Below are 25031 nucleotides of genomic sequence, written 5' to 3'. Positions count from 1 at the left end.
CAGGGAAAATAGGTATTGACATAGTGGATTTTATATTGTTAATCTTGTAGTTGATAATAATAATCGTTATCAAATAATAGCGTTGAGTTAACTAGATTCTGATACAATCTGTTGATTGAAAGGAAGGAAAAGCATTGAAGCTAATTCATACGCTGAAGTGGTTTGGACTGTTCGTGCTTGCATTTACTCTGCTGATTAAACCGGCGCAGGCACAGGCGGCAAGTCAATTGGCCGACGGTACATATACAGCTGATTACCTGGTACTAAAAGCGGAGGATGACTCCGTGTCCATGGCAAATGATTATTGGGAAAAACCGGCTACGGTAACGATGAGCGGAGGCAAAGCCAACATTCGCCTCACTATTAATCATAGTGCTTGGGTAACGGAGTTTAAAGTGCCTTCCGGAGGGGGGTATGCCGATACTCGTGTTGTATCCAGCAGCAAAAGCAAGGATACCCGCCTTGTTGAATTTGGCAGTGATGATATCAGCAAACCAATCGTATCCAAAATTCACGTAACTGTTGAAGAAATCGATTACGATCACGATTATACGATACGCATCGTATTTCAAGAGGACAGCTTCAAGCTGATCAAGGGGGCGAATGCTGCCGTGGCGCCTGCGAAGACGGCAGCTGAGGCAACAGCTACTGCAAGCGCAGCTCCAAACGCTGTTTCAACCGCAGTTCCAACGTCCCCTCCAGTCAAAAACGAGGAGCCTTCCGTTACAACGAAGCCATCCGGCTCCAAGGAACCGCCTGCTTCTGCATCGGCAGAACCAGGCCAAACAGCGGCAGCGTCTTCCGTACCTTCAGCAACAGCAGCGTCTTCCGTACCTTCAGCAACAGCAGCGGCGCAGACGTCTCAAAGTGAAGGCTCAAAGGCGGATTTCCCGAAATCCGGGGAAGGGAACGATCACGGAGGAGAAGACGGGCCGGCGCTTGCAGGCGGTGCGGATACGCCGTCTGAAGGGCAGGCTTCATCAGAAGAAGAGGTGAACGAGAGCGTAGTTGAAAGCGGCCTTTTATCGGGTAATGGAGAAGAGAGAAGCTTGACGGCAGCCCCACTGGACAAGGAGAAAGCCGCATCGGATTATGCCCCCCTTTTGTGGATTCTGTCTGCGGCAATCCTTCTTGCGGCCTTCGGGATTCTGTACTTTAAAAGGATGAAAAAACGGCAGGCGGAGTAAAAGCTATGCCTATGTGGTACAGGAGGAAACAATGAAGCCTTTTAATAGCTGGAAATCGGGAATGGCATGGCTATTGGTTCTTGTGGTACTGCTGCTATCAGCCTGCGGGACCAATTCTGCAACGGAACGCGAGGGAAAGCCAGCGGTATCCCCGGAAGCAGCCCAAGAGCAGCAAAGCGAAGGTTCACAGGCCAGCGGGAATCAGCAAGCAGGAGGAGAAGCAGGGAGCGAGCATCGCATCGTGGCCACCACGGTTGCGATTACGCAAATCATGGATTTGCTGGAGCTTGATCTGGTTGGAATTCCCAAAAGCGTAAAAACGCTGCCGGAACGATACAACGATGTTGCCAAGGTAGGCAATCCGATGAGTCCGGATATGGAAATCGTCAAGTCATTGGCGCCAACCGATGTGTTGTCCGTGACAACGTTGCAATATGAGCTGGAGCCGGCCTTCGAAAACGCGGGGATTGAAGCTACCTTTATGAATCTGACCAGCATCGAACAAATGAAAGCCGAGATTTTGAAGCTGGGAGAAAAATATGACCGGAAAAACCGGGCGGAAGCTATCGTGGAGCAATACGATGCCAAGCTGGAGCAAATCAATGCCGCAACGGAGGGCAAGGAAAAACCGACCGTGCTTATTTTGATGGGCGTTCCCGGGAGTTATTTGGTCGCAACCGAGCATTCCTACATTGGCGATCTGGTGAGACTGATGGGCGGCGTAAACATTGTGCAGGGAGAATCGGTTGAATTTTTGGCCTCCAATACCGAATATTTGCATCAGTCGAACCCTGATGTCATTTTGCGGGCAGCTCATGGCATGCCGGAGGAAGTCGTCAAAATGTTTGACGCGGAATTTAAAAAGAACGATATATGGAAGCACTTCAAAGCGGTCCAGAACGGCCGGGTCTACGATCTGGAGGAAGCGCTGTTCGGGACGACCGGTAATTTGGCGGCAGGCGAAGCGATGAATGCGCTGCTGCCAATGCTGTATCCGTAATGCGAAAGGATTGTGACAGATGGCAAGGCCCATAATCGTGTTAGGCTGCACGATGCTGCTGTTAATCGCAGCTGCGCTTTATTCCGCTGCGACTGGAAGCCTGAAGATTGGACTGCTGGAGCTGGCGCAAAGCCTTTTCAGCGGCTTTAGCGAGCAGGCGCAGATTGTCAAGGATTTGCGCTTTCCCCGCATCATCGTTTCTATGCTGGCGGGAGCGGCGCTTTCCGTATCCGGCGCATTATTGCAGGCCGTTATGAAAAATCCGCTTGCGGAGCCGGGAATTATCGGCGTTTCGTCGGGAGCGGGACTGGTATCGTTAACCGTTGTGACTCTGTTCCCGGCTTTATATTTCTGGTCGCCGCTATTATCGGTGCTGGGCGGAGCGTTAGCCTGTTATTTGGTTTATTCGTTGTCATGGAAATCGGGGCTGAGTCCGCTTCGACTCATTTTGGTCGGTGTAGCCATCAACGCTACCTTTACGGGCTTGGGGCAGTCGTTTAACTATCGCGGCAGCTATGCGGTGACAAGCGTCAATCAGGCGGTTTCATCTATTTTCACCATGAAAACCTGGGACGACGTTCAGCTTTTGGGCATCTTCGGCGGTATAGGTCTTCTGCTTGCGATGCCACTTGGCCGCTGGTGCAATATGCTGGCCTTTCGGGACGAAACGGCGAAAAGCCTGGGCATGAGAGTGCTGCGAACAAGGTTGATTTTATCCGCTGTTGCGGTATTGCTGGCTTCGGTTGCAACTGCGGTGGGCGGCTTGATTATGTTTGTCGGCCTGCTCGTGCCGCATATCGGGAGGCTGCTGCTGGGAGCCGACTTTCGGTATTTGCTGCCTTTTTCCGCGCTTGGGGGAGCACTCCTGATACTGGTTGCCGATACGCTGGGACGTACGCTTTTGGCCCCGGTTGAAATTCCGGCTTCTATTATTATGACGATTATTGGCGGGCCGTTTCTCATCTATATGCTGAAGCGGAGCGATCGCAAGAGCTGACGTTAATGACGGATTGACATGTTGCCCAAAAGGATGCAGGGAGGGGGAGTTATTCATGAAACAGGTGTTGATTACGGATGATGATGCCAATTACAGAGCGCTGCTTGGCCATTATATGGTCCAAGAGGGCTTTCGGGTGCTGGAAGCCGAAAATGGCCGACAGGCGATGAGTTTGCTGGATGGGAATGCTGTTGATTTGGCTATTATGGATGTTATGATGCCAGAGGTTGACGGATATCGTCTTTGCCAATATGTGCGCAAGCATTTTGACATTCCGGTTATTATGCTGACGGCGCGAGATCAGCTTAGCGACAAGGAGCAAGGGTACCTGAGCGGAACGGATGACTACATCACAAAGCCGTTTGAATTGCCGGAGCTGCTGTTTCGAATCAAGGCTTTGTTTCGCCGGTACTCCCTTGTCTCCAGCGACCAGATCAAGCTGTCGGGCATCATAATCGACCGGAAAAACTATGAGGTGCAGGCTGGCGACGAGGTGTTTTTTTTGCCGCTAAAGGAATTTGAGCTGCTGGCGCAGCTGGCCCAATATCCCGGCCGACTCTTCTCGCGCGTGGAGCTGATCCGCCTTGTGTGGGGACTTGGCTATGAAGGCGATGAGCGGACGGTGGACGTACATATCAAACGCCTCAGAAAACGGTTTTCTGAAAATGCCTGGAGCTTTGCCATCCAGACCGTAAGGGGCATCGGCTACAAGTTTGAGGTAAGCACGGCATGAGGTCGCTTTATTTTCGCGTATTCGTTATTACGATTTATACCATTACGCTCAGCAGTCTGCTGGGGTTTGTAGTCTCCAATATGTATTATCACTGGAAGCTCAAGCCCTACAATGACGTCAAGCTATCCGGCATCGCAGGGCATATACGCGAATTTGTCCAGCGCAATCCCGAGCTGCTCCAGTCCTATTTGCAAAATGCCGCGGATTTGGGTTATCAGCTCTATTTATACGGCGAGGATGGAACGGGGACATTTTATGGAGGAGCTTTTCGGAGGCCGGAATTACCGCAAGCCGTTGTGGATGAGGTGCTGGAGGGCGGGCAGTATCATGGGGTGGCCGGCTTTCCGAGCCATCTCCTTATAACGGGGTATTTTAGAAATAGCCTGGAAAATTCGGTAGGGCTGCCGCTTGAGGCTGGCGACAAAAGATATGCGTTATTTTTACGGCCGGATGTTTCGTTGCAATTTGGCGAGCTGCGGGTCTTTTTTGCCATGATTCTGGTATTGTCGATTCTGTTCAGTATTCCTTATTTTCTGCTTAGCACCCGCTATCTGGTGCAGCCGATTACTTTTTTGACAGAGGCGACCAAAAGAATCGCCCAAGGCGACTTTAACCTCCGGCTTCCTACCAGGCGGAAGGATGAAATAGGGCAGCTTGCTTCCCATTTTCAAATCATGAGCAGTCAACTGGAGCGATCGGACAAAGCGAGGAAGGAATTTGTCGCCAACGTCTCGCATGAAATCCATTCGCCTCTCGCTTCCATACAGGGCTTTGCGGATACGCTGCTGCAGGATGAGCTTGATCATGAGCAACGGCTGTATTATGCCGGCATCATCGGTCAGGAGGCGCGTCATTTGACGGCTCTCAGCAGACAGCTTCTTTTGCTGTCCAAGCTGGATCATGACAAGCAGGCTATTGCCAAAACTCTATTCTCCGTAAAAACCCAGCTCAGGCAAAGCCTCAAATTGCTGGACTGGCAGCTGACTGAAAAAGGGCTTGCGGTTCGGATGCAGATACCTGCGGACCTTAATGTCTTCGGGGATGAGGTGCTGCTTATGCAGGTTTGGTCCAATCTGCTGTCCAACGCGGTGAAGCATATAGCGGAAGGCCGCTCTATCGAAGTCAAGGCTTATGAGGAGAACGGCTGGACCAGCGTTCATATTTCCGATAATGGGAACGGCATTCCGGAGGAGCAGCTGCCTTATATTTTTGACCGGTTTTATCGCGGAGACGGCGCAAGGCAGAGAGGTGCGGGCAGCACGGGGCTTGGGCTATCCATCGTTTGGGAAATAATCAAGCTGCATGGCGGCGAGATCAAGGTGCAGAGCAGCGTTGGGAAAGGAACGGCGTTTTTGGTGCGGCTGCCCAAAATAAATAAGACAACCGGACGATCGTCCAATAGCTAAAGGAAGCGGGCCGATGATCCAGGAAAATAAAGGCCAGAGGTATATTTTTGTATGCAGCGCACCAACCTAAGTGGAAAAGCGGTGCGCTTTTTTGGCATGGAATCGCACTTTTTGAGAGTGCTGACGGGCATTTGGGAGGCAGTGCGGAATCGTCAGAAAATTTAAACGAAGGCACTTGACCTCGGCTTTGTTTTGCGTATAATAAAATTAAAGTCAAAGAAAGTCAAAGTCAATGGGAGGCTGGTGATTTGCGTAACATTTCCGACCTCATTGAACATTATTTGAAGCAGTTGCTTGATGGAAGCGAGGAAGGCGCTGTTGAGATTCAACGCAATGAGCTGGCGGATCGGTTCTCCTGCGTGCCGTCGCAAATCAACTATGTAATCAGCACGAGATTTACTTTGGAGAAGGGCTACATGGTTGAGAGTAAGCGGGGCGGCGGCGGATACATTCGGATTCAGCGAGTGGATCTTCCGGCATTCAAGAGTCTTCAGCAGCATTTTGAGGGCACCATTGGACACAGCGTCGATCAGGCTGCCGCGGAAGGGCTGATTTATCAGCTGGAGGAAGCGGGAATCGTCTCGAAGCGCGAGGCCAATATGCTGCGCGCAGCCATTCACAGGGACACGATAGCGCTTATGCTGCCTGCCCGTGATGAGATGAGAGCCAGATTGCTGACGTCCATGCTCATTTCGTTGCTGGTCAAATAGGACCGGCGGAAGGGAGGGGCTAACGTTGATTTGTCAGGAATGCGGCCAAAGGCCGGCAAGTTTACATTTTCAAAAAATCATTAACGGCGAAAAGACGGAATTTCACATTTGCGAATCCTGTGCCCGTGAAAAAGGCGAGGGTATCCCGGGTTCCCCCGGAGGGTTCTCCATCCATAGCCTTTTGTCCGGACTGCTGGATTTTGGAGCAGCAGGAATTTCGGGTCAGCCAGCAATAGGAAATGCGCCGCTAGCGCCAATTCGCTGCGAGGAGTGCGGCATGACCTACGCACAGTTCAGCAAGATTGGACGATTTGGCTGCAGCTCATGTTACGAGGCGTTTAATGAACGTCTGGACCCTCTTCTCAAGCGTGTACACAGCAGCACAATGCATAGCGGGAAGGTTCCAAAACGGACAGGCGGACAGATTCAGTGCAAACGGGAAATCGAGAAGCTGCGCCGGGAAATGCATGGCCATATTCAGCAAGAGGAATTTGAGGATGCAGCCGGTTTGCGGGATCGTATCCGGGAACTGGAGAAAAAGCTGTCGGAGCAATAAGGGTGAAGATAGGAAGGAGTGAGTCTGGTGAGCAAGCACAGATTTTCGCGTGATGCGCTTAGCGATTGGATGCGCGACACCGGCCCCGATTGCGATGTCGTAATCAGCAGCAGGGTACGGCTGGCCCGCAATCTGAGACATCAGCCGTTCCCGCTCCTGGCGACAGGGCAGCAGGCTATCGAGGTTCAGAAGCAGCTGACGGCTGTCAACGAAGAGGGGCAGCTTAACGATATAGGCAAATTTGATACTATCCTGCTTTCCGATCTCAGCGAGCTTGACAAAAGGGTGCTGGTAGAGAAGCATCTGATCAGTCCGGCGCTTGCCAATGAATCGCGCGGCGGAGCCGTCATGCTGAGCGATAACGAAGCAGTAAGCATAATGATTAACGAAGAAGACCATTTGCGCATTCAATGTCTGTATCCCGGCTTTCAAATTGCCGAGGCTTGGGCGCTGGCAAACGGCATTGATGATAAATTCGAGGAAGTCGCGGATTATGCGTTTGATGAAAAGCGGGGATATTTGACGACATGTCCTACTAATGTAGGAACAGGCATCCGGGCATCGGTCATGATGCATTTGCCCGCGCTTGTGCTGACGCAGCAGATTAACCGTATCCTGTCCGCCGTTACCCAGGTGGGGCTGGCGGTTCGGGGGCTTTACGGAGAGGGCAGCGAAGCATTGGGCAACCTGTTTCAAATCTCCAATCAAATTACGCTCGGGCTTTCCGAGGAAGAAATTATCGACAATCTGCACGGAGTAGCCAAGCAAATTGTGGAGCATGAACGAGCGGCGCGCAAGCGGCTGCTGGAGGAATCCCGAGTGCGGGTTGAGGATCGGGTAAGACGCTCCTACGGCATTTTGTCGCATGCGCTTATTATGGATTCCAAGGAAGCGGCTCAGCGGTTGTCCGATGTTAGATTAGGCGCGGATTTGGGTATATTGCCCCATATAACGCCGCAGGTAATGAATGAGCTGCTGGTGATGACGCAGCCCGGCTTCCTTCAACAGACGTTTAATGAAAAGATGAGCGCCGAGCAAAGGGATTGCCGGAGAGCAGATTTAATCAGGGAGAAATTAGGTAGTCAAACGAATCTTGGGGGTGCGGAACAATGATGTTTGGACGATTTACGGAACGAGCGCAGAAGGTGCTGGCATTGGCTCAGGAGGAAGCGGTTCGTCTTGGCCATAACAATATCGGCACGGAGCATATACTGTTGGGACTTATTCGTGAAGGCGAAGGCATTGCCGCCAAAGCCTTGACCGGTCTGGGACTGGGACTTGAAAAAATTCAGGATGAAGTGGAGGCGCTGATTGGACGCGGCCAGGAGCAGCCTAACAACATCGCTTATACGCCTCGCGCCAAAAAAGTTATCGAGCTTTCCATGGATGAAGCCAGAAAGCTTGGCCATACCTACGTTGGCACAGAGCATATTCTGCTTGGCCTTATTCGCGAAGGCGAAGGTGTAGCGGCTCGTGTGCTTAACAACCTTGGCATCAGCCTGAACAAGGCTCGCCAGCAGGTTTTGCAGCTGCTTGGAAGCAGCGAAGCGGTATCCAGCAATCATGGCGCTCAGGCTAACGTGAGCACGCCTACGCTGGACGGATTGGCTCGCGACTTGACCGCCTATGCCAAGGAGGGCAATCTGGACCCTGTTATTGGCCGCGGCAAGGAAATTGAACGCGTTATTCAGGTGCTTAGCCGCCGGACCAAAAATAACCCGGTGCTTATCGGGGAACCCGGCGTTGGAAAAACGGCAATTGCCGAAGGCCTTGCCCAAAAAATTATCGCCAATGAAATTCCGGAAACGCTGCGCGACAAACGCGTTATGACGCTGGATATGGGCTCTGTTGTAGCGGGCACCAAATACCGGGGCGAATTCGAAGATCGCCTGAAAAAGATTATGGACGAAATCCGCCAGGCGGGAAATATTATTTTGTTCATTGACGAGCTGCATACGCTGATCGGAGCAGGCGGCGCGGAGGGCGCAATTGACGCCTCCAATATTCTCAAGCCTTCGCTTGCCCGCGGCGAGCTGCAATGCATCGGCGCGACAACGCTGGATGAATACCGCAAATACATTGAAAAGGACGCCGCGCTTGAGCGCCGTTTCCAGCCGATTACGGTTGATCAGCCTTCTGTTGAGGAGGCCATCCAGATCCTGCACGGACTGCGTGATCGTTACGAGGCGCATCACCGCGTCAAAATTACCGACGAATCCATCGAGCAAGCTGTAAAGCTGTCCGATCGTTATATTACGGACCGGTTCTTGCCCGATAAAGCCATCGACCTGATTGACGAAGCCAGCTCCAAGGTAAGGCTGAACTCCTACACTGTACCGCCAAACCTGAAGCAGCTTGAGAACCGTCTGGACGATATCCGCAAGGAGAAGGACGCGGCTGTTCAAAGCCAGGAATTCGAAAAAGCGGCAGCGCTGCGCGACACGGAGCAAAAAATCCGCGAGGAGCTTGACGTAACCAAAAATCAGTGGAAAGAAAAGCAAGGCCGTACCGATTCCGAGGTGACGCCGGAGGATATTGCCCAGGTTGTGGCAAGCTGGACCGGCATACCGGTCAGCAAGCTGGCGGAAGAGGAAACGGAACGCCTGCTGAAGATGGAAGACATCCTGCATGATCGCGTTATTGGCCAGGAGGAAGCCGTTAAATCCGTTTCGCGCGCGATTCGTCGGGCCAGAGCGGGTCTCAAGGACCCGAAACGTCCTATCGGCTCGTTTATCTTCCTTGGTCCAACCGGGGTCGGCAAGACGGAGCTGGCAAGAGCGCTGGCTGAGTCCATGTTTGGCGACGAAAATGCGGTCATCCGCATCGACATGTCCGAATATATGGAGAAGCACTCCACCTCCAGATTGGTTGGAGCGCCTCCAGGGTATGTGGGTTATGAGGAAGGCGGCCAGCTGACCGAGAAGGTTCGCCGCAAGCCGTATTCCGTCGTATTGCTGGATGAAATCGAAAAAGCGCATCCTGAAGTATTCAACATTTTGCTTCAGGTGCTGGAGGACGGCCGCCTGACGGATTCCAAAGGCCGCGTGGTCGATTTCCGCAATACGCTGATCATTATGACGTCCAACGTTGGCGCCGATCAAATCAAGAAAAATTCCTCGCTTGGCTTTACGGCGGTGCAGGATGCAGGCCGCGACTTCAGCATGATGAAGGACAAAGTAATGGCCGAGCTGAAAAAGAGCTTCCGTCCGGAGTTCCTGAACCGGATCGACGAAACGATTGTGTTCCATTCGCTGGGCGAAGAGCATATCGCTCAAATCGTTACGCTTATGTCCGACGAGCTGCGCAAGCGCCTGCGCGAGCAGCAGGTTGAGTTTACGCTGACGGATGCGGCCAAGTCGTTCCTGGCTAAAGAGGGTTACGATCCGCAATATGGAGCGCGTCCATTGCGCAGAGCCATCCAGAAGCACATCGAGGACCGTTTGTCCGAGGATTTGCTGATGGGCCTGATACAAAAAGGAGACACCTTTGTCATTGATGAAAAGGACGGCGCCCTGATTGTTACCAAAACGATTCACGACCCGGCGCAGGAGCAGCCAGCCGGTCAATAAGTAAAGAAGGAAAGCATGGAGCGCCGGAAGGCTGTTCCTGTTCAGATTAAAGTCTGTGCTCAACAAAAAGCAAGCTTCGGAAAGCGGTCATTACCCCGCATTCCTGAAGCTTGCTTTTTTATTGACGTATGATGCATTACGGAATGACTGAATAAATATTCTATCTGTTTTTGATGGAATTCTACGGGCTGCTGATTTGGACCCAGAACCCTTGCTCTAAAGCCATGTTAAAAAGTTGATCGATGGCATCCTCGGGCTCATACAGGAACCACTTGTCCGAAATGGCGTCATGGAGCAGCGCGGGCGGATAAGGAGCCAAAAGCTCTGCCGGAAAATCGTTGTTGCGGTAATAGATTTCAAGCTTCTCGAGAGCTTGACCTTCCTTATCCAGAAATTGATAAGTTATTCCCTTGGAATAGGAGCCGGGGTCAACACCGCCTGTAATCCAATTCTGAACAAGAGGCGCCTTTACAAGATCGCCCTTGGATTGTTGTTAACAATAAGGCGAAAACCAGAATAGAAGCTGGTTTTTTCATAGGCATCTCCTTTTTGAATGTGCTTCCTGCATATGGGTATCTTATAATAAGAACGGAAAAAGTGGATAAAAGTATCATTTAAAAAATATTTTTTATAAGAAGAAGCATTAAATAAATTCCCGCATTCCCATGAATAACAAGGGATTGCCCGTTTTGTGTGAAATTTGACAAGGAAATTTGTGAGCGTTAAGCCTTTCTACATCGGGCATATGATGGTAAACTCAAGGTAAACTAATGAGAAACATGAGAAGATCCTTCTGAAGGAGTTCGGAATGGCCAAAATAAAATTGAAGTTTGTGTGCACCGATTGTGGCGCTGAATCACCCAAATGGATGGGAAAATGCCCCGGCTGCAACGCCTGGAATACGATGGTGGAGGAAAAGGAAACCGTCGTTAAGACCAAGGGAGTTGGCTTATCGGGAATCCATACGAAAGAAAAAGCCCAATCCATCATACATATAGAGAGCGGGCAGGAGCCTCGTATTGAAACGAGGATGGTGGAGCTTAATCGTGTGCTTGGCGGCGGGGTGGTGCCAGGCTCTCTTATTTTGGTAGGCGGCGACCCCGGCATCGGCAAGTCGACGCTCCTGCTGCAAACCTCGCATGCGCTGGCGAGCAAAGGACTGAGGGTGCTGTATATTTCAGGCGAGGAATCCGTCAGGCAGACCAAGCTGCGGGCAGATCGGCTGGGAGCGCTTTCGGAAAACCTCTTTGTGCTGTGTGAAACCAATATGGAGCATATTAATGATGCGATAGAATCTGTCAATCCGCAATTTCTCGTTATTGACTCCATTCAAACCGTGTACGACCCCCGCGTGGAGTCGGCGCCTGGCTCTGTTTCCCAGGTCAGGGAATGCACCGCTCATTTTATGCGCACGGCCAAAATCAAGGGCGTAGCCACGGTGCTTGTTGGACACGTCACCAAGGAAGGCGCTATTGCGGGACCGCGTCTGCTGGAGCATATGGTGGATTGCGTCCTTTATTTTGAGGGAGAGCGTCATCATACGTACCGGCTGCTTCGGGCCGTCAAAAACCGCTTTGGCTCCACGAACGAAATTGGCATATTCGAAATGACGGAGGACGGGCTGCGCGAGGTGTCGAACCCGTCGGAGCTGTTTCTGTCGGAGCGGCCGCTCGGCGTATCCGGCTCCACGGTTGTCGCCAGCATGGAAGGAACTCGTCCTGTGCTTGTGGAGCTTCAGGCGCTTGTGGCTACGACTCATTTTCCTTCCCCCCGGCGAATGTCCACGGGAATCGATCATCATCGGATGGCGCTTATTATTGCGGTGCTGGAGAAGCGCAACGGGATGTTTCTCCAAACACAAGACGCCTATTTGAATGTAGCGGGCGGAGTAAAGCTGGATGAACCGGCGGTGGATTTGGCTGCTGCTGTAAGTCTGGCTTCCAGCTTTCGCGATGCTCCAACAAAGCCGTATGACGTTATTTTTGGAGAGGTTGGCCTGACAGGCGAGGTAAGAGCGGTCTCCCGTGCGGAGCAACGCGTCAAGGAAGCGGAGAAGCTTGGTTTCAAAAGGGTAATTATGCCGGAGAAAAGCCTGAAGGGGTGGAAAACGCCCCAAGGTATAGAAGTAATTGGTGTTAATACAGTATCGGAAGCACTTAAAGCAGCGCTTGGATAGGGGGCACAGATGAAGGAACAGACTCAGCAGGAAGTCATGAATCAGCTTTTGCAGCTAGTAGCGCCAGGGACCCCCTTTCGGGAAGGGCTGGAAAATGTGCTCAGAGCCAAAACCGGCGCGCTTATTGTAGTGGGGTACAGTCCAGAGGTTATGGAGGTAGTAGACGGAGGTTTTTCCATTAACTGCGACTTTTCCTCCAATTATTTATATGAGCTGGCCAAAATGGACGGCGCCATCATTATGAGCGAGGACATGCGGCGCATTTTGTACGCCAATACGCAGCTGATTCCCAACAGTACGATTCCGTCCATTGAAACCGGCATTCGTCATAGAACGGCAGAGCGCGTGGCTAAGCAAACCGGCAAGCTGGTTGTATCTATTTCCCAGCGGCGGAATGTCATTACGTTATACCAAGGTAATTTGAGGTATTCGCTTAAGGATATCGGCGTTATCCTTACAAAAGCCAATCAGGCGATCCAGACGCTTGAGAAATATAAGGCGGTGCTTTCTCAATCGCTGACAAACCTGTCGGCGCTGGAGTTTGAAGAACTGGTTACCTTACAAGAGGTCGCGCATGTTATTCAACGGCTGGAGATGGTGCTTCGGGTCAAAACGGAAATTAACCGGTACATCAACGAGCTTGGAACCGAAGGCCGCCTGATCAGCATGCAGATGGATGAGCTGGTAGGAGGCGTTGAAGAGGACGCCTGGTATTTGATCAAGGATTATGCCAAGGATAACAGTGACGACAAGATTAAGGAAATACGCGCGGGTCTGAAAAAGCTGAGCTCCGACGAACAACTGGACGGTGCGCCGATTGTTCGACTGCTGGGCTACCCACAAGGGCATAATGTGGCGGAGGAATCGGTATCGCCAAGAGGTTATCGTCTGCTTGGGAAAATACCGCGTTTGCCGCTGGTCATTATGAATAATCTCGTGGAACGGTTTCAGCATCTTCCGCGTATTTTGATGGCGACGATCGAAGAGCTGGATGAGGTAGATGGCATTGGAGAGGTTCGGGCAAGGGCGATAAAGGATGGCTTGAAGCGGATTCAAGAGCAGATGTTCATTGACAGGCAAATTTAAATCTCCTACAATGGATTGAATGTGTGTCAAACTTTAGGCGGTGCGGTTAAGGCACGGTTTGGGCATAGTAGAGAAGAGGTGGAACAGATGATTGCAAAATCGATACCGAGCCTTCTCACGGTTGGCAATTTGTTTTTGGGTGTTATTGCCATTATTCTGGTTTTTAATGATAATCCTGGAATGGCGGCTATGATGGTTCTGGTTGCAATGCTGCTGGACGGGGTTGACGGACGTGTGGCGCGAGCGCTAAACGCGCAAAGCGAGTTTGGCAAAGAATTAGATTCCTTATCTGACGTCATTTCCTTTGGTGTGGCGCCGGCTTTTATTATGTACGTCGTTGCTTTTCAAGATTTGAATCATGCTCTTGCATGGACAACAACGGCTATTTTTCCGATTTGCGGAGCGCTTAGGCTGGCCAGGTTTAATGTTGTTGCCAGCTCTCCCGGTTATTTTATTGGTTTGCCGATTCCTGCGGCCGGCGGCGTATTGGCTACGCTTGCTCTGTTTAAAGACGATATTCCATTGTCCGTGCTGCTTGGCAGCATGCTGCTGCTTTCATTCCTTATGGTCAGTACGATCCGATATCCCAACTTCAAGAAGGTGGGCATTCCCCGCAGCGCAGTATGGGTTGTTCCCATCATTGTAGTGGTATCCGTTGTGCTGGGGCTCCTGTTCGAAAATCAGCTGTCCAAAATTTTGTTTGTTCCGTTGCTGCTTTACGCGCTTTACGGCTTAAAAAAAAACGTTGACCGCCGTCTTCCCAAGTCGCGCAAGCGCCGTGCTTTAGAGAAGGAAGCGGAAGAGAAGGTCAATAACGAAAAACCGGCCTGATGGCCGGTTTTTCTGTTGGACTGCCTGGTCTGCGGGATTTCCGCAGACCAGGCAGTCTTTTTTTGGTTTCAGTTTCGCTTTTTGTTTCAATTCCGTTTTGGTTCCAATTCTCGTTTACTCAGGTCAAGTTGAACAGGCCAAGCGTAGAGCACTTGTTGTGCTCCTCGGCAACAACCTCATTTAAATTGATTTGCAGCAGATTGCATAGAGCCGTCATATAGAACAAATTGCGGCCAAGCTCCGTTTTCAATGCCTCGTTGCAATGCTCGCATAGGGAGCCCGACAGATGGCTTTGCAGCGTTTCTTTTGCGGTTTCTAAATCCGGCTTGTCCGAATAGTGCTGTTTTCTTGCATTCAGCTCAATACATCCGCAATCCGTCACGGCTTTGGTTACGGCACGGTTTACGGATGCGCCGGATTGTCCGAACTTGGACATGACGTCCAGCAAGCTGCGATGTCTGAGGAGAAGCTCCGATACTTGCTGCTGGAACTGCTCCAGAGTAGGAGTATTTGTAGATTCCACTTCAATCACCCGCCTTCGCGAAGAAGTTATCTTTTACTTATTATAATCTTCCTCTGGCGTTATTTCCACATGCCGTTAGCCGCAGGTTTACTTCGGGATTCTTTTTAAGGTTTGTGTCAGTTCCAAAAATTTCGGCAGAGGTTATATCCTTTTTGCAAATTTTCACTCTCTCACCGATTAGAGTTCCAAAGTTTGGAACATAATTGTAATGGAGGTGAACCGTAATGGTTAGAGTAGTCATTCAATTGATTGGTCTTGTGATCGGCGGTATGGCCGGCGCAGAGGTATACGGGTGGATGGACAGTACTGCGGCGTGGTCGGGGCCGTCATACGGCATGCTGGAGCAGTCCGGAACTTATTACATGAATGTTGCAGTTGGTGCATTGATCGGCGGGATCGCGGCTTCGTTTCTGACGGCGCCTGCGTCTAGGCTTTTTGGAAAAGGCGTGGAGCTGATGGCGGGATTGCCGCTTAGGCAGCTGATGGTCGGCATTTGCGGGCTTGGAGCCGGATTGCTGCTATCTGTGCTGCTCCATCCTGCAGTTGCCGATTTGCAAGGGATTGGCCGTCTGCTGCCGGCATTGCTGGCATTAGGGCTTGGGTACGGAGGACTTCGCATCGCGCTTGCGAAGCAGGACGAAATTGCAACCGGCTTTGCCGCCTTGATGGAAAAGCCCATTGCGCCGCAGCCGGAAGAAAATCCCCGGTACGAGGAGCATAAAATTTTGGATACCAGCGTGATCATCGACGGACGAATTGCGGACATTTGTAAAACCGGATTTATCGAAGGAACATTGGTTATCCCGGAGTTTGTGCTGGAGGAGCTGCAGCATATTGCGGATTCGTCGGATTTGCTCAAGCGCAACCGTGGCCGCAGAGGCCTGGATATTCTCAATAAAATCCAGAAGGAGCTTGACGTCAGGGTGTTGATCTATGAAGGCGACTTCGAGGAAATTGGCGAGGTTGACAGCAAGCTGGTCAAGCTGGCGAAGGCGCTGCGCGGCAAGGTGGTTACCAACGATTTCAACCTGAACAAGGTTTGCGAGCTGCAGGGCGTCTCGGTGCTGAATATTAACGATTTGGCCAACGCGGTCAAGCCGGTCGTGCTGCCTGGAGAAGAAATTGTAGTCCAGGTGATCAAGGACGGCAAGGAGCATGGACAAGGCGTCGCTTATCTGGATGACGGAACGATGATTGTTGTTGAGGGCGGACGCGATTATATCGGCACCACGATGGAGGTGCTGGTGACAAGCGTTTTGCAGACAAGTGCGGGACGAATGATTTTTGCCAAGCCAAAGCTGTTGGAAAAAGCGCTGTAACAAGGTATGATAGTACTAATTCCTTGAGCTTAAGGCAGGTAGAATGAATGGCCATTGATAAATGGGGTGTTGTCATCGTTGCGGCCGGTCGCGGTTCGCGGATGGGAACAGAGGAAAGTAAGCAATATTTGCTGCTTGACGGCAAACCGATTCTGGTCCATACGCTGGAGGTATTCCAGCGCATGGACCTTATTGGCGAGATTGCGCTTGTTGTGGGCAGCGCCGATGTAGAACGCTGTCTGGAATGGGCCGGGTGTTACGGCTTGACAAAGGTTGCAGCGGTGCTTGCCGGCGGAGCGGAGCGCCAGCAATCCGTATTATGCGGACTGCGGACGCTCTCCTGCGAATGGGTGATGGTTCACGACGGCGTTCGTCCGCTTGTGACGGAGCAGGCTGTGTCAGCTTGCGCGGATGCTGCCAGGGCGACGGGCGCTGCCGTGCTTGCGGTGCCAGTGAAGGATACGATCAAGCAGGTCGATGCGTCAGACATCATAGTGGCTACGCCGGATCGTTCGGCCCTTCGCGCCATCCAGACGCCGCAGGCTTTTCGACGCAGCTTGCTGTTGTCCGCCCATGAAAAAGCGGAGCAAGAGGGCTTCTTGGGAACGGACGATGCAATGGTGGTAGAACGCACAGGGACTCCGGTTGTTGTTGCGGAAGGGGAATACACCAATATAAAGATTACGACGCCGGAGGATTTGCCTTACGCGGAATTTCTGCTTGCGCAGCGCCGGACGTCGGATACGGGAGGAGAACGGAATGATTCGGATAGGACAAGGCTTTGACGTCCATCAATTGGTTGAAGGGCGTCCCTGCATCATTGGCGGCGTGACCATTCCATATGAGAAGGGGCTGCTTGGCCATTCTGATGCGGATGTGCTGCTGCATGCCGTTAGCGATGCTATTTTGGGAGCGCTGGGGCTTGGGGATATAGGCAAGCATTTTCCGGATACGGATGAAGCCTTCAAGGATGCGGATAGTCTCAAGCTGCTGGAGCGGGTGTGGGAGCTTGCCGTGAGCAGAGGATATAAGCTTGGCAATATAGACTCCACTATTATTGCCCAAAAGCCCAAAATGCTGCCTTATATTCCGCAAATGACGGAGGTTATAGCGCGGGCGCTGGGAGCGGAGGATTTGTCGCAGGTAAACGTTAAAGCGACAACGACCGAGCAGCTTGGTTTTACAGGACGCGGCGAAGGGATTGCCGCACAATCCGTTGTATGCTTGATCAAGGGAAGAGAGGGATAGTTCATGACATCAGAGGTACGCGTGCGTTATGCGCCTTCGCCAACAGGACACCTGCATATCGGCAATGCCCGGACGGCCTTATTCAATTATTTATTTGCAAGAAACCAGGGCGGCAAGTTTATTATCCGCATTGAAGACACCGATGTGAAGCGCAATGTGGCCGGCGGCGAGGAAAGTCAGCTGACCTATTTGAAATGGCTGGGCATTGATTGGGATGAAAGCGTGGATATTGGCGGCGGCTATGGCCCCTACCGGCAAACGGAACGCCTGGATATTTACAAGGAATATTGGCAGCAGCTGCTGGATCAAGGTTTGGCTTACCGCTGCTATTGCACGGAGCAGGAGCTGGAGCAGGAACGCGAGGAGCAGCAAGCACGCGGCGAAACGCCCCGCTACTCCGGCAGGCATCGCGATTTGACGCCGGAGCAGGAGAAGGCGTTTCAGGAAGAAGGCCGCGTAGCCAGCATTCGTTTCCGCGTGCCTCAAAACCGCACCTACACGTTCAACGACATGGTCAAAGGCGAAATTTCTTTTGATACGTCGGAGATGGGCGATTTTGTTATTGTGAAGAAGGACGGCATCCCTACGTATAACTTTGCCGTAGCGCTGGATGATCATTTGATGAAAATCAGCCATGTGCTTCGGGGCGAGGACCATATTTCCAACACGCCGCGCCAGCTCATGATCTATGAAGCGCTGGGCTGGGAGCCGCCCATATTCGGCCATATGACGCTGATCGTTAGCGAAAGCCGCAAAAAGCTGAGCAAGCGCGACGAATCCATCATCCAGTTTATCGAGCAATACGACAAATTGGGCTATTTGCCGGAAGCGTTGTTCAATTTTATTGCGCTGCTGGGCTGGTCGCCGGAGGGCGAGCAGGAGATATTCAACCGCGAGGAGCTTGTTGCCGCGTTTAATGCCAATCGGTTGAGCAAAAGCCCAGCCCTGTTCGACGCGCAAAAGCTGGCTTGGATGAACAATGAATACATCAAAAAAACCGAAACAAGCGTAATCGTTGATTTGTGCCTGCCGCATTTGCAAAAAGCGGGCCGTATCGGCGAAACGGTAGACGGAGCTACCCGCGAGTGGGTGACGGCGCTTGTTGCGCTTCATCAGGATAAGCTTCGGAGCGCATCTGACATCGTGGCGGTGACTGACCTGTTTTTCCGTCAGGACGTGCAGGATGAAGAGGAAGCGGCTGCCGTTTTGGCGGAGGAGACGGTTCCTGTCGTGCTGGGGGCTTTTCTGAGTCAGCTGGAAGGCAGCGCTGATTTTACCGCGGATGCCATCAAGGATGCCGTCAAGGCGGTTCAGAAGGAAACGGGCTGCAAGGGCAAAGCGCTCTTTATGCCGATCCGCGCTGCTTTGACAGGCCAAACGCATGGCCCTGATCTGAATCAATCGGTAGCTTTGCTTGGCCGCGACAAGGTGCTTTCCCGTCTGCGGAGCAGGCTTGGTCAAAGTGTGTAGGGAAGGCGCATGCCTGTATTGGGTGATGTAGCGGTGCAGGAAAGGCGGCGGGACCTGTGATGCATGATGAAGAATAGCGATGCAGAAAAGGCGAGGGACCTGTAATGCATGATGAAGCATGCCGGTGCAGGTGAGGTGGCGGGACCTTTGATGCATGATGAAGAATAGCGATGCAGGAAAGGCGGCGGGACCTGTAATGCATGATGAAGCATGGTGTTGCAGGGAAGGCAAGGAGGTCTGAATTGCGTGATAAAGCATAGTAGCGCTGTAAGGTGCAGACCTTGCCCCCGGCGTTCAATTAGTATAGAGCGCTGTGGTTTCTGTTGTTGAATCAGTCTGACGTCCTTACATGCCGTTCGAGAACGGCACGATCCATTGTGGACATTGGTGACCGTTAGAACTGCTTTTTGCTAGGAATACAGCTTTTAAAGGACATTTGCGTCCGTAACAGCTCATTTTTGGCCAATAATTGCTGGTTTTTGAGTTCTAGTGGACGGCGATGTCCGTTATTTTCGCCGATGTTGCCTATTTGCACTTTTGACGGTCATTAATGACCGCTAGATCGTCAGAACGACAGATTGTTGTTGATGGCTGCCAGTATCTTAGACTGACGGATTGTTGTCGATGACCAGCAGATTGTCAGGTCGTCAGATTGTTGTTGGTTAGCTCAGGGCGGAGAAACCCAGGCCGTTCTGTCGTCTGGTGAACCGCCATCACTTGACCGCCATCATTTATTCATCCGGCCCAAGAAGCCCTTGCACTTTTTTCGCTTTTCGGTATACTATAGTCTATTAATAAAATAGATGTATCGGCTATGAACAGGAGAAGTACGTTCTGGTATTGGATTTCCAGAGAGGACAACCGTCATGGAATCGGAAGCGGGAGCGTAATGCGCTCGCGGAGCAGCGATGAATGCATGGGGCTGAAAGTTGTCTAATCCGCTTGGACGGAAATATGCACCTGGGAGCTTTGCTCCGAGCCGCTGCTTGTTAAAGGCGCCATGCTGCGCTGCAAGCGCGGGGTAGGCAGCAACGCAGGTCTGCGTTACGGACATGAGATGAACCGTTTCGGCGTTAGCCGGACATGTGTTCAAGCAGAGTGGAACCGCGATTGTAAACGCCTCTGCAGCACCTGTGTGCTGCGGGGGCTTTTTTGATGCTTGAAGAAGCCGCCATACATGCGGTCACGGCCCTAGATAGAGACAACGGCCGCCGAAGGCAAAAAGGGGGAGAGCTTGTGCTGTCAAAGCTTCGATCGGATATTAAAGCCGTATTTGACAATGATCCGGCCGCCAGAAGCACGTTTGAGGTTGTGTTTACTTATTCCGGGCTGCATGCGATCTGGGCGCAACGGGTCGCGCACGCTTTTTACAAAAGGAAGTGGTTTTCGCTGGCCCGCTTTGTGTCCCAATTCAGCCGTTTCATGACCGGAATCGAAATTCACCCTGGCGCCGTTATCGGGAACCGGCTGTTTATCGACCATGGCATGGGCGTCGTTATCGGGGAAACCTGTGAAATCGGAGACGATGTCGTCATTTATCAAGGCGTTACGCTTGGCGGCACGGGCAAGGAAAAGGGCAAACGCCATCCCACCATCGGCAATAATGTGGTGGTTGGTTCAGGGGCCAAGGTTTTAGGCTCTTTCCGTGTGGGAGACAATTGCAATATAGGCTCCAACTCCGTTGTGCTGCGCGAGGTGCCCGACAACTGCACCGTGGTCGGCAATCCCGGCCGCGTCGTGAGGCGCAATGGAGAACGCGTCGGAGACAGGCTGGACCACACCCGGCTTCCGGATCCCGTTATTGAAATGTTCCGCGCGATGCAGAAGGAAATCGACGGGCTGAGGACGCAGGTGGAAGACCTGCGCGGCCCTGGTCATAAAGGAGAATAATAAATATGAGTATATCCATCTACAACACGCTTAGCCGCGCCAAAGTGCCTTTTGAGTCTCAAGAGCCCGGCAAGGTCAAAATGTATGTATGCGGCCCTACGGTTTATGATTATATCCATATCGGTAATGCGCGTCCGGTTATCTTTTTTGATGTGGTACGCCGTTATTTGGAGGATATGGGCTACGAGGTTACGTACGTGACCAATTTTACGGATGTAGATGATAAGCTGATTCGCAAGGCGGAGGAGCTTGGCACAACTGTGCCTGAGGTGGCGGAGCAATTTATTGCGGCGTTTAATGCGGACATCGAGGCGTTGGGCGTTCATAAGGCCAGCCTCAATCCGCGGGTGACGGAGCATATTGAGGATATCGTCAATTTTATCGGGGAGCTTGTGGAAAAAGGGCAGGCTTATGAAAGCGAAGGGGATGTGTACTTCCGGACCTCCTCCTTCCCGGAATACGGCAAGCTTTCACATCAAAATCTCGACGAGCTGCAATTCGGTATTCGTATCGAGGTGGGCGACCGCAAGGAAAATCAGGCTGATTTTGTCCTGTGGAAAGGCGCAAAGCCAGGCGAAATCAATTGGGAAAGCCCATGGGGACCCGGCCGTCCCGGCTGGCATATCGAATGCTCGGCGATGGCTCGCCGTTACCTGGGCGACACGATGGATATTCACGGCGGAGGGCATGATCTGCAATTCCCGCATCATGAATGCGAAATTGCGCAATCGGAATCGCTGACCGGCAAGCCGCTGTCCAACTATTGGCTGCACAACGGGTATATCAACATCGATAATCAGAAAATGTCGAAATCGCTGGGCAACGGAATTAGTGTAAAAGAGCTAGTGAAAACAATCAAGCCGCAGGCTATCCGTTACTTTATGCTGTCCACTCATTACCGCAGCCCGCATAATTTCAGCGACGATGCCATCCAGCAGGCTGAAAACAGCGTAGAGCGCATTGCCAACTGCCATGCCAACCTGCGCCACAGGCTGGAGACGGCGGGAGAAGGAGCGGGCGCAGATGCCGCTTTGCAGGCGCTGCAGACTAGAACAAAGGCGATCCGCGAGCAGTTCGAGGCCAAAATGAACGATGATTTCAATACGCCAGACGCCATTACCGCTTTGTTCGAGCTGGTGACGGAGAGCAATCACTACATGAATCATGTCGAAGCGGGCATCGAAGGCTTTAAGCTGCTGCTGGCGGAAATCGACAGAATGAATAATGTGCTGGGGCTTCTTCCGCTGAATCAAGGCGGCGACTCGCTGGATGAGGAAGTTGAGGGCTTGATTGCGGAGCGCACGGAAGCGCGCAAGAACAAAAATTGGGCTCGCGCCGATGAAATTCGCGACAGGCTGAATGAGCTGAATATCGTCATTGAGGATACGCCGCAAGGCATCCGCTGGCGGCGCAAATGACGGATCGCGAGAATGTAAACCCGCTTGCGTTCCATCTTCCCCATAAGGAAGCCTCACAGATGAATCCGGTTGTGCTAGCGTATATGGGGGATGTCGTTTTTGAGCTGGTTGTCAGGCAATATCTGATTTCACTGCCCAATCAGAAGCCGCATCACCTGCACCGCGAGGCAACCGGCATGGTGTCGGCCAAGGCGCAGCGGAGATTGCTTGAACGTCTTCAGCCGATGCTGACCGAGGAAGAGGCGGATGTGGTTCGGAGGGGGCGTAATTCCAAATCCGGCGCTCCGCCCAAAAATGCCGATGTTGCCGACTACAGGCAAGCGACCGCGCTGGAATGTTTGATTGGTTATTTGTATTATCAGGGCAAGCTGGAGAGAATCGGCGAGCTGTTAAACGCGGCTATCAGAGAACGCAATTAATGCACGAGTTCAAAAAGTGTCGATTTTAGCATCGGAAATATAGGAAGCGGGAAAGCGGGCTTTTTGAACAACCTCTTAAGGAGTGAATAGAATGTCAGAACAATTGAATCAGGAAGAGCTGATCGCGGGCAAGCATCCCGTGCTTGAAGCGCTGCGTTCCGGCCGGAGCATTCATAAGATATGGATCGCCGAAGGCTCGCAGAAAAATGCAGGGGCTATTGTAGCCGAGGCCAAAAAGGCTGGGATCGTTGTTATGACGGTTGACAAGCGCAAGCTTGAAGCGATGGCTGGCGGGGATATTGCCCATCAAGGCGTCATTGCGCAGGCTGCGCCGTTTCCGTATGCGGAGGTCGAGGATTTGCTGGCCATTGCAAAGGAGCGGGGAGAGCAGCCTTTTTTGGTGCTGCTTGACGAAATTGAGGACCCGCATAATCTGGGTTCCATTCTGAGAACAGCGGAGTGCACGGGCGTACATGGCGTCATCATTCCAAAACGCCGTTCGGCGGGATTGACCGCTACGGTACTGAAAACATCGGCTGGAGCGGCGGAGCATGTAGCGGTTGCCCGCGTGACCAATCTGGCGCAAACCATCGATAAGCTGAAGGAAGCGGGAGTGTGGGTTGCCGGAACCGACGTCTCCGCGACGGAGGATGTATACCGGTCCCGCTTTGACATGCCCCTGGCCGTCGTCATCGGCAATGAAAGCAAGGGCATGGGCCGCCTGATCAAGGAGAAATGCGATTTTCTGGTCAAGCTGCCCCTTTTGGGCCGTCTTAATTCCTTGAACGCTTCGGTTGCGGCGGGCGTGCTTATGTATGAGGTTGTCAGGCAGCGCCGGAGCTTGTAGCGATGGCTCGGAAAAACGACGTCCTTCTGGTCGACGGATACAATATTATAGGGGCGTGGCCCGAGCTTGAGCGGCTGAAGGAACAGGACCTGGAGGATGCGCGCGACCGCTTGCTGGACATGCTGGCCGATTATCAGGGCTTTACCGGCATGCAAATCTATGTAATTTTTGACGCGCACCAGGTTTCTGGTCTGGGGTCGACCTACAAGCAGCATAAGCTTATTATTGTTTACACCAGAGAAAAAGAGACGGCTGACGAATGCATCGAGCGCCTGTGCACGGAGCTTATCTCCCGTAGGCGCAATGTGTACGTCGCTACGTCCGATCTGGTGGAGCAGCATGTTGCTTTTGGAAAAGGGGCGCTCCGCGTGTCCGCCCGCGAGCTCTATATCGACATTACCCAAAATGTGAAGGTGATCCGGGATTCCATACGGGAGGGCGTCGATAAGCCCGGCAAGCGTAATACGCTTGACCAAAACATCAGTCTCGATGTGTGGAGCAAGCTGGAGCGGATGCGCAGAGGCGACAAGTAGCAGCAAATTCCGCTTTTGCAAAACTTGCCACAAAGTTACATTTCTTCTAAATAATCGATGCGTTTCAGGCGCTCTATTGGTTGACGGTGTAAGGTTTCATCATGTATACTGGCTCTATGTTTATGCGTGGAAGCAACATCCTCTAATTACCAATTTTTAAGGTTTAACGGTGAAAAATATGAATCTAGCGCGGTGTACGCCTTGCAGGCCGGAGGGATAGTTTGTGAGTATCGACCTCAAAGAGTGGAGTACGCTACAATACGAATGCAGCACAGACGAAGATATCGTTGAAGCGGTCCGTAACGGCGACAGCCTTGCGCTGGAATATCTCATTAACAAATACAAAAACTTTGTCAGAGCGAAGGCGCGCTCCTACTTTCTGATCGGCGCAGACCGGGAAGATATTGTGCAAGAGGGCATGATTGGCCTGTATAAGGCTATTCGCGACTTCAAGGGAGACAAGCTGGCCAGCTTTAAAGCTTTTGCCGAGCTCTGCATCACCAGACAAATCATTACCGCGATCAAGACGGCTACACGCCAGAAGCATATCCCCCTCAACTCTTACGTTTCGCTGGACAAGCCCATCTATGATGAAGATTCCGACCGGACCTTGCTTGACGTCATATGCGGCACCCGCGTATCCGATCCTGAGGAGCTCATCATCAACCAGGAGGAGTTTGTTGGCCTGGAGGACAAGATGTCCCAGATTTTGAGCGATTTGGAGCGAAAGGTTCTGATGCTTTATTTGGATGGACGTTCCTATCAGGAAATCGCGGTGGATCTGAAGCGCCATGTCAAGTCGATCGACAACGCGCTGCAGCGTGTCAAGCGCAAGCTGGAGAAGTATTTGGAAGTGCGGGATTTCGGCGGTATTTAGCTTGGAGCGATCAACGAGCCCTCTTTGCTGTCCGACGTTTTCGGGCAATAAAGAGGGTTCATTGGTTTAGCGGCTATCCGGAACGGCTATACTGGATAATAATTCAGGGAATGCCGGAGCTTAAGAAGACAGAATTTTCGTTGACATGGGATATTGCGTATGATAAAGTTGTTTAGGTAGGCCTTGATTTGAGGTTTTTTTTCGTTATGGGCCGATATTTATGGTTGGAATCAATG

23 protein-coding genes are annotated in these 25031 nt (G+C 52.0%); 22 read left to right on the top strand and 1 reads right to left on the bottom strand.

The window, feature by feature from the left end; all coding sequences use genetic code 11:
• Positions 1 to 134 precede the first annotated feature (134 nt).
• The 12 genes from isdC to pssA all read left to right on the top strand — a co-directional run bounded on the left by isdC (position 135) and on the right by pssA (position 14251).
• Entirely contained in the window at positions 135 to 1187 is a 1053-nt protein-coding gene (gene isdC, locus A7K91_RS02790; protein ID WP_068679440.1) for a heme uptake protein IsdC, read from the top strand.
• A 31-nt stretch (positions 1188 to 1218) separates the two neighbouring features.
• Complete coding sequence (isdE, locus tag A7K91_RS02785) at positions 1219 to 2187, top strand: heme ABC transporter substrate-binding protein IsdE (protein WP_068679438.1); 969 nt, start codon at positions 1219 to 1221, stop codon at positions 2185 to 2187.
• 19 nt (positions 2188 to 2206) lie between these two features.
• Positions 2207 to 3184 carry a FecCD family ABC transporter permease gene (locus A7K91_RS02780; RefSeq protein WP_068679437.1) on the top strand — a complete coding sequence of 326 codons (978 nt, stop codon included), beginning with the start codon at positions 2207 to 2209 and terminating at the stop codon, positions 3182 to 3184.
• A 55-nt stretch (positions 3185 to 3239) separates the two neighbouring features.
• On the top strand, positions 3240 to 3917 hold the full coding sequence (locus A7K91_RS02775; protein ID WP_068679435.1) for a response regulator transcription factor: 678 nt from the start codon (positions 3240 to 3242) through the stop codon (positions 3915 to 3917).
• Complete coding sequence (locus A7K91_RS02770) at positions 3914 to 5323, top strand: sensor histidine kinase (RefSeq protein WP_068679433.1); 1410 nt, start codon at positions 3914 to 3916, stop codon at positions 5321 to 5323. The genes A7K91_RS02775 and A7K91_RS02770 overlap by 4 nt, the downstream gene beginning before the upstream one ends.
• A gap of 248 nt (positions 5324 to 5571) precedes the next feature.
• Positions 5572 to 6033 (top strand): CtsR family transcriptional regulator, encoded by a 462-nt coding sequence (locus tag A7K91_RS02765; protein WP_068679431.1) that lies wholly within the window; start codon positions 5572 to 5574, stop codon positions 6031 to 6033.
• A gap of 25 nt (positions 6034 to 6058) precedes the next feature.
• Complete coding sequence (gene mcsA, locus A7K91_RS02760; RefSeq protein WP_068679429.1) at positions 6059 to 6589, top strand: protein-arginine kinase activator protein McsA; 531 nt, start codon at positions 6059 to 6061, stop codon at positions 6587 to 6589.
• Between the two features lie 27 nt (positions 6590 to 6616).
• On the top strand, positions 6617 to 7702 hold the full coding sequence (gene mcsB / locus A7K91_RS02755) for a protein-arginine kinase McsB (protein ID WP_082967191.1): 1086 nt from the start codon (positions 6617 to 6619) through the stop codon (positions 7700 to 7702).
• The gene (gene clpC / locus A7K91_RS02750) at positions 7699 to 10158 is read left to right on the top strand and encodes an ATP-dependent protease ATP-binding subunit ClpC (protein WP_068679427.1); all 2460 of its coding nucleotides are present in this window, start codon (positions 7699 to 7701) and stop codon (positions 10156 to 10158) included. The genes mcsB and clpC overlap by 4 nt, the downstream gene beginning before the upstream one ends.
• An 808-nt stretch (positions 10159 to 10966) precedes the next feature.
• Complete coding sequence (gene radA / locus A7K91_RS02740) at positions 10967 to 12334, top strand: DNA repair protein RadA (RefSeq protein ID WP_068679423.1); 1368 nt, start codon at positions 10967 to 10969, stop codon at positions 12332 to 12334.
• Positions 12335 to 12343: 9 nt separating this feature from the next.
• Positions 12344 to 13420 (top strand): DNA integrity scanning diadenylate cyclase DisA, encoded by a 1077-nt coding sequence (gene disA, locus A7K91_RS02735; protein WP_068679421.1) that lies wholly within the window; start codon positions 12344 to 12346, stop codon positions 13418 to 13420.
• Between the two features lie 87 nt (positions 13421 to 13507).
• Positions 13508 to 14251: a CDP-diacylglycerol--serine O-phosphatidyltransferase gene (gene pssA, locus A7K91_RS02730; protein ID WP_068679419.1), complete on the top strand. Its 744-nt coding sequence runs from the start codon at positions 13508 to 13510 to the stop codon at positions 14249 to 14251.
• 118 nt (positions 14252 to 14369) lie between these two features.
• Here pssA and A7K91_RS02725 read toward each other — a convergent pair whose 3' ends face one another.
• The gene (locus tag A7K91_RS02725) at positions 14370 to 14774 is read right to left on the bottom strand and encodes a DUF1573 domain-containing protein (RefSeq protein ID WP_068679417.1); all 405 of its coding nucleotides are present in this window, start codon (positions 14772 to 14774) and stop codon (positions 14370 to 14372) included.
• Between the two features lie 224 nt (positions 14775 to 14998).
• Here A7K91_RS02725 and A7K91_RS02720 point away from each other — a divergent pair, with 224 nt between their 5' ends.
• The 10 genes from A7K91_RS02720 (at position 14999) to sigH (ending at position 24795) form a co-directional block, all read left to right on the top strand.
• Positions 14999 to 16093, top strand: coding sequence for a PIN/TRAM domain-containing protein (locus A7K91_RS02720; protein WP_068679415.1), 1095 nt, complete (start codon positions 14999 to 15001; stop codon positions 16091 to 16093).
• Between the two features lie 47 nt (positions 16094 to 16140).
• A complete protein-coding gene (gene ispD, locus A7K91_RS02715; RefSeq protein ID WP_211274500.1) occupies positions 16141 to 16878 on the top strand; it encodes a 2-C-methyl-D-erythritol 4-phosphate cytidylyltransferase in 738 nt (245 codons plus the stop codon).
• Entirely contained in the window at positions 16853 to 17341 is a 489-nt protein-coding gene (gene ispF, locus A7K91_RS02710; protein ID WP_068679414.1) for a 2-C-methyl-D-erythritol 2,4-cyclodiphosphate synthase, read from the top strand. The genes ispD and ispF overlap by 26 nt, the downstream gene beginning before the upstream one ends.
• A 3-nt stretch (positions 17342 to 17344) precedes the next feature.
• Positions 17345 to 18811: a glutamate--tRNA ligase gene (gene gltX / locus A7K91_RS02705; protein ID WP_068679412.1), complete on the top strand. Its 1467-nt coding sequence runs from the start codon at positions 17345 to 17347 to the stop codon at positions 18809 to 18811.
• Positions 18812 to 20047: 1236 nt separating this feature from the next.
• Positions 20048 to 20701 carry a serine O-acetyltransferase gene (cysE, locus tag A7K91_RS02700; protein WP_068679473.1) on the top strand — a complete coding sequence of 218 codons (654 nt, stop codon included), beginning with the start codon at positions 20048 to 20050 and terminating at the stop codon, positions 20699 to 20701.
• 5 nt (positions 20702 to 20706) lie between these two features.
• Positions 20707 to 22119, top strand: a complete 1413-nt coding sequence (gene cysS / locus A7K91_RS02695; protein ID WP_068679410.1) for a cysteine--tRNA ligase — start codon at positions 20707 to 20709, stop codon at positions 22117 to 22119.
• On the top strand, positions 22116 to 22538 hold the full coding sequence (locus A7K91_RS02690; protein ID WP_068679408.1) for a Mini-ribonuclease 3: 423 nt from the start codon (positions 22116 to 22118) through the stop codon (positions 22536 to 22538). The genes cysS and A7K91_RS02690 overlap by 4 nt, the downstream gene beginning before the upstream one ends.
• A 91-nt stretch (positions 22539 to 22629) precedes the next feature.
• Positions 22630 to 23385 carry a 23S rRNA (guanosine(2251)-2'-O)-methyltransferase RlmB gene (rlmB, locus tag A7K91_RS02685; RefSeq protein ID WP_068679406.1) on the top strand — a complete coding sequence of 252 codons (756 nt, stop codon included), beginning with the start codon at positions 22630 to 22632 and terminating at the stop codon, positions 23383 to 23385.
• 2 nt (positions 23386 to 23387) lie between these two features.
• Positions 23388 to 23918, top strand: a complete 531-nt coding sequence (locus A7K91_RS02680) for an NYN domain-containing protein (RefSeq protein ID WP_068679404.1) — start codon at positions 23388 to 23390, stop codon at positions 23916 to 23918.
• 223 nt (positions 23919 to 24141) lie between these two features.
• Entirely contained in the window at positions 24142 to 24795 is a 654-nt protein-coding gene (gene sigH / locus A7K91_RS02675) for an RNA polymerase sporulation sigma factor SigH (RefSeq protein WP_068679402.1), read from the top strand.
• Positions 24796 to 25031: the final 236 nt, after the last annotated feature.

The sequence above is a fragment of the Paenibacillus oryzae genome (genome assembly GCF_001675045.1).
GTDB lineage: Bacteria > Bacillota > Bacilli > Paenibacillales > Paenibacillaceae > Pristimantibacillus > Pristimantibacillus oryzae.
Note: the sequence above shows the minus strand (reverse complement) of the source record. Positions and strands in the feature narration are given on the sequence as shown.

Bases quoted from the DNA above. Each gene is read 5' to 3' on its own strand.
- isdE (WP_068679438.1), top strand. From the start codon at position 1,219: ATGAAGCCTTTTAATAGCTGGAAATCGGGAATGGCATGGCTATTGGTT.
- A7K91_RS02780 (WP_068679437.1), top strand. From the start codon at position 2,207: ATGGCAAGGCCCATAATCGTGTTAGGCTGCACGATGCTGCTGTTAATC.
- A7K91_RS02775 (WP_068679435.1), top strand. From the start codon at position 3,240: ATGAAACAGGTGTTGATTACGGATGATGATGCCAATTACAGAGCGCTG.
- A7K91_RS02770 (WP_068679433.1), top strand. From the start codon at position 3,914: ATGAGGTCGCTTTATTTTCGCGTATTCGTTATTACGATTTATACCATT.
- clpC (WP_068679427.1), top strand. From the start codon at position 7,699: ATGATGTTTGGACGATTTACGGAACGAGCGCAGAAGGTGCTGGCATTG.
- radA (WP_068679423.1), top strand. From the start codon at position 10,967: ATGGCCAAAATAAAATTGAAGTTTGTGTGCACCGATTGTGGCGCTGAA.
- disA (WP_068679421.1), top strand. From the start codon at position 12,344: ATGAAGGAACAGACTCAGCAGGAAGTCATGAATCAGCTTTTGCAGCTA.
- pssA (WP_068679419.1), top strand. From the start codon at position 13,508: ATGATTGCAAAATCGATACCGAGCCTTCTCACGGTTGGCAATTTGTTT.
- A7K91_RS02720 (WP_068679415.1), top strand. From the start codon at position 14,999: ATGGTTAGAGTAGTCATTCAATTGATTGGTCTTGTGATCGGCGGTATG.
- ispD (WP_211274500.1), top strand. From the start codon at position 16,141: ATGGCCATTGATAAATGGGGTGTTGTCATCGTTGCGGCCGGTCGCGGT.
- ispF (WP_068679414.1), top strand. From the start codon at position 16,853: ATGATTCGGATAGGACAAGGCTTTGACGTCCATCAATTGGTTGAAGGG.
- gltX (WP_068679412.1), top strand. From the start codon at position 17,345: ATGACATCAGAGGTACGCGTGCGTTATGCGCCTTCGCCAACAGGACAC.
- cysS (WP_068679410.1), top strand. From the start codon at position 20,707: ATGAGTATATCCATCTACAACACGCTTAGCCGCGCCAAAGTGCCTTTT.
- A7K91_RS02690 (WP_068679408.1), top strand. From the start codon at position 22,116: ATGACGGATCGCGAGAATGTAAACCCGCTTGCGTTCCATCTTCCCCAT.
- rlmB (WP_068679406.1), top strand. From the start codon at position 22,630: ATGTCAGAACAATTGAATCAGGAAGAGCTGATCGCGGGCAAGCATCCC.
- A7K91_RS02680 (WP_068679404.1), top strand. From the start codon at position 23,388: ATGGCTCGGAAAAACGACGTCCTTCTGGTCGACGGATACAATATTATA.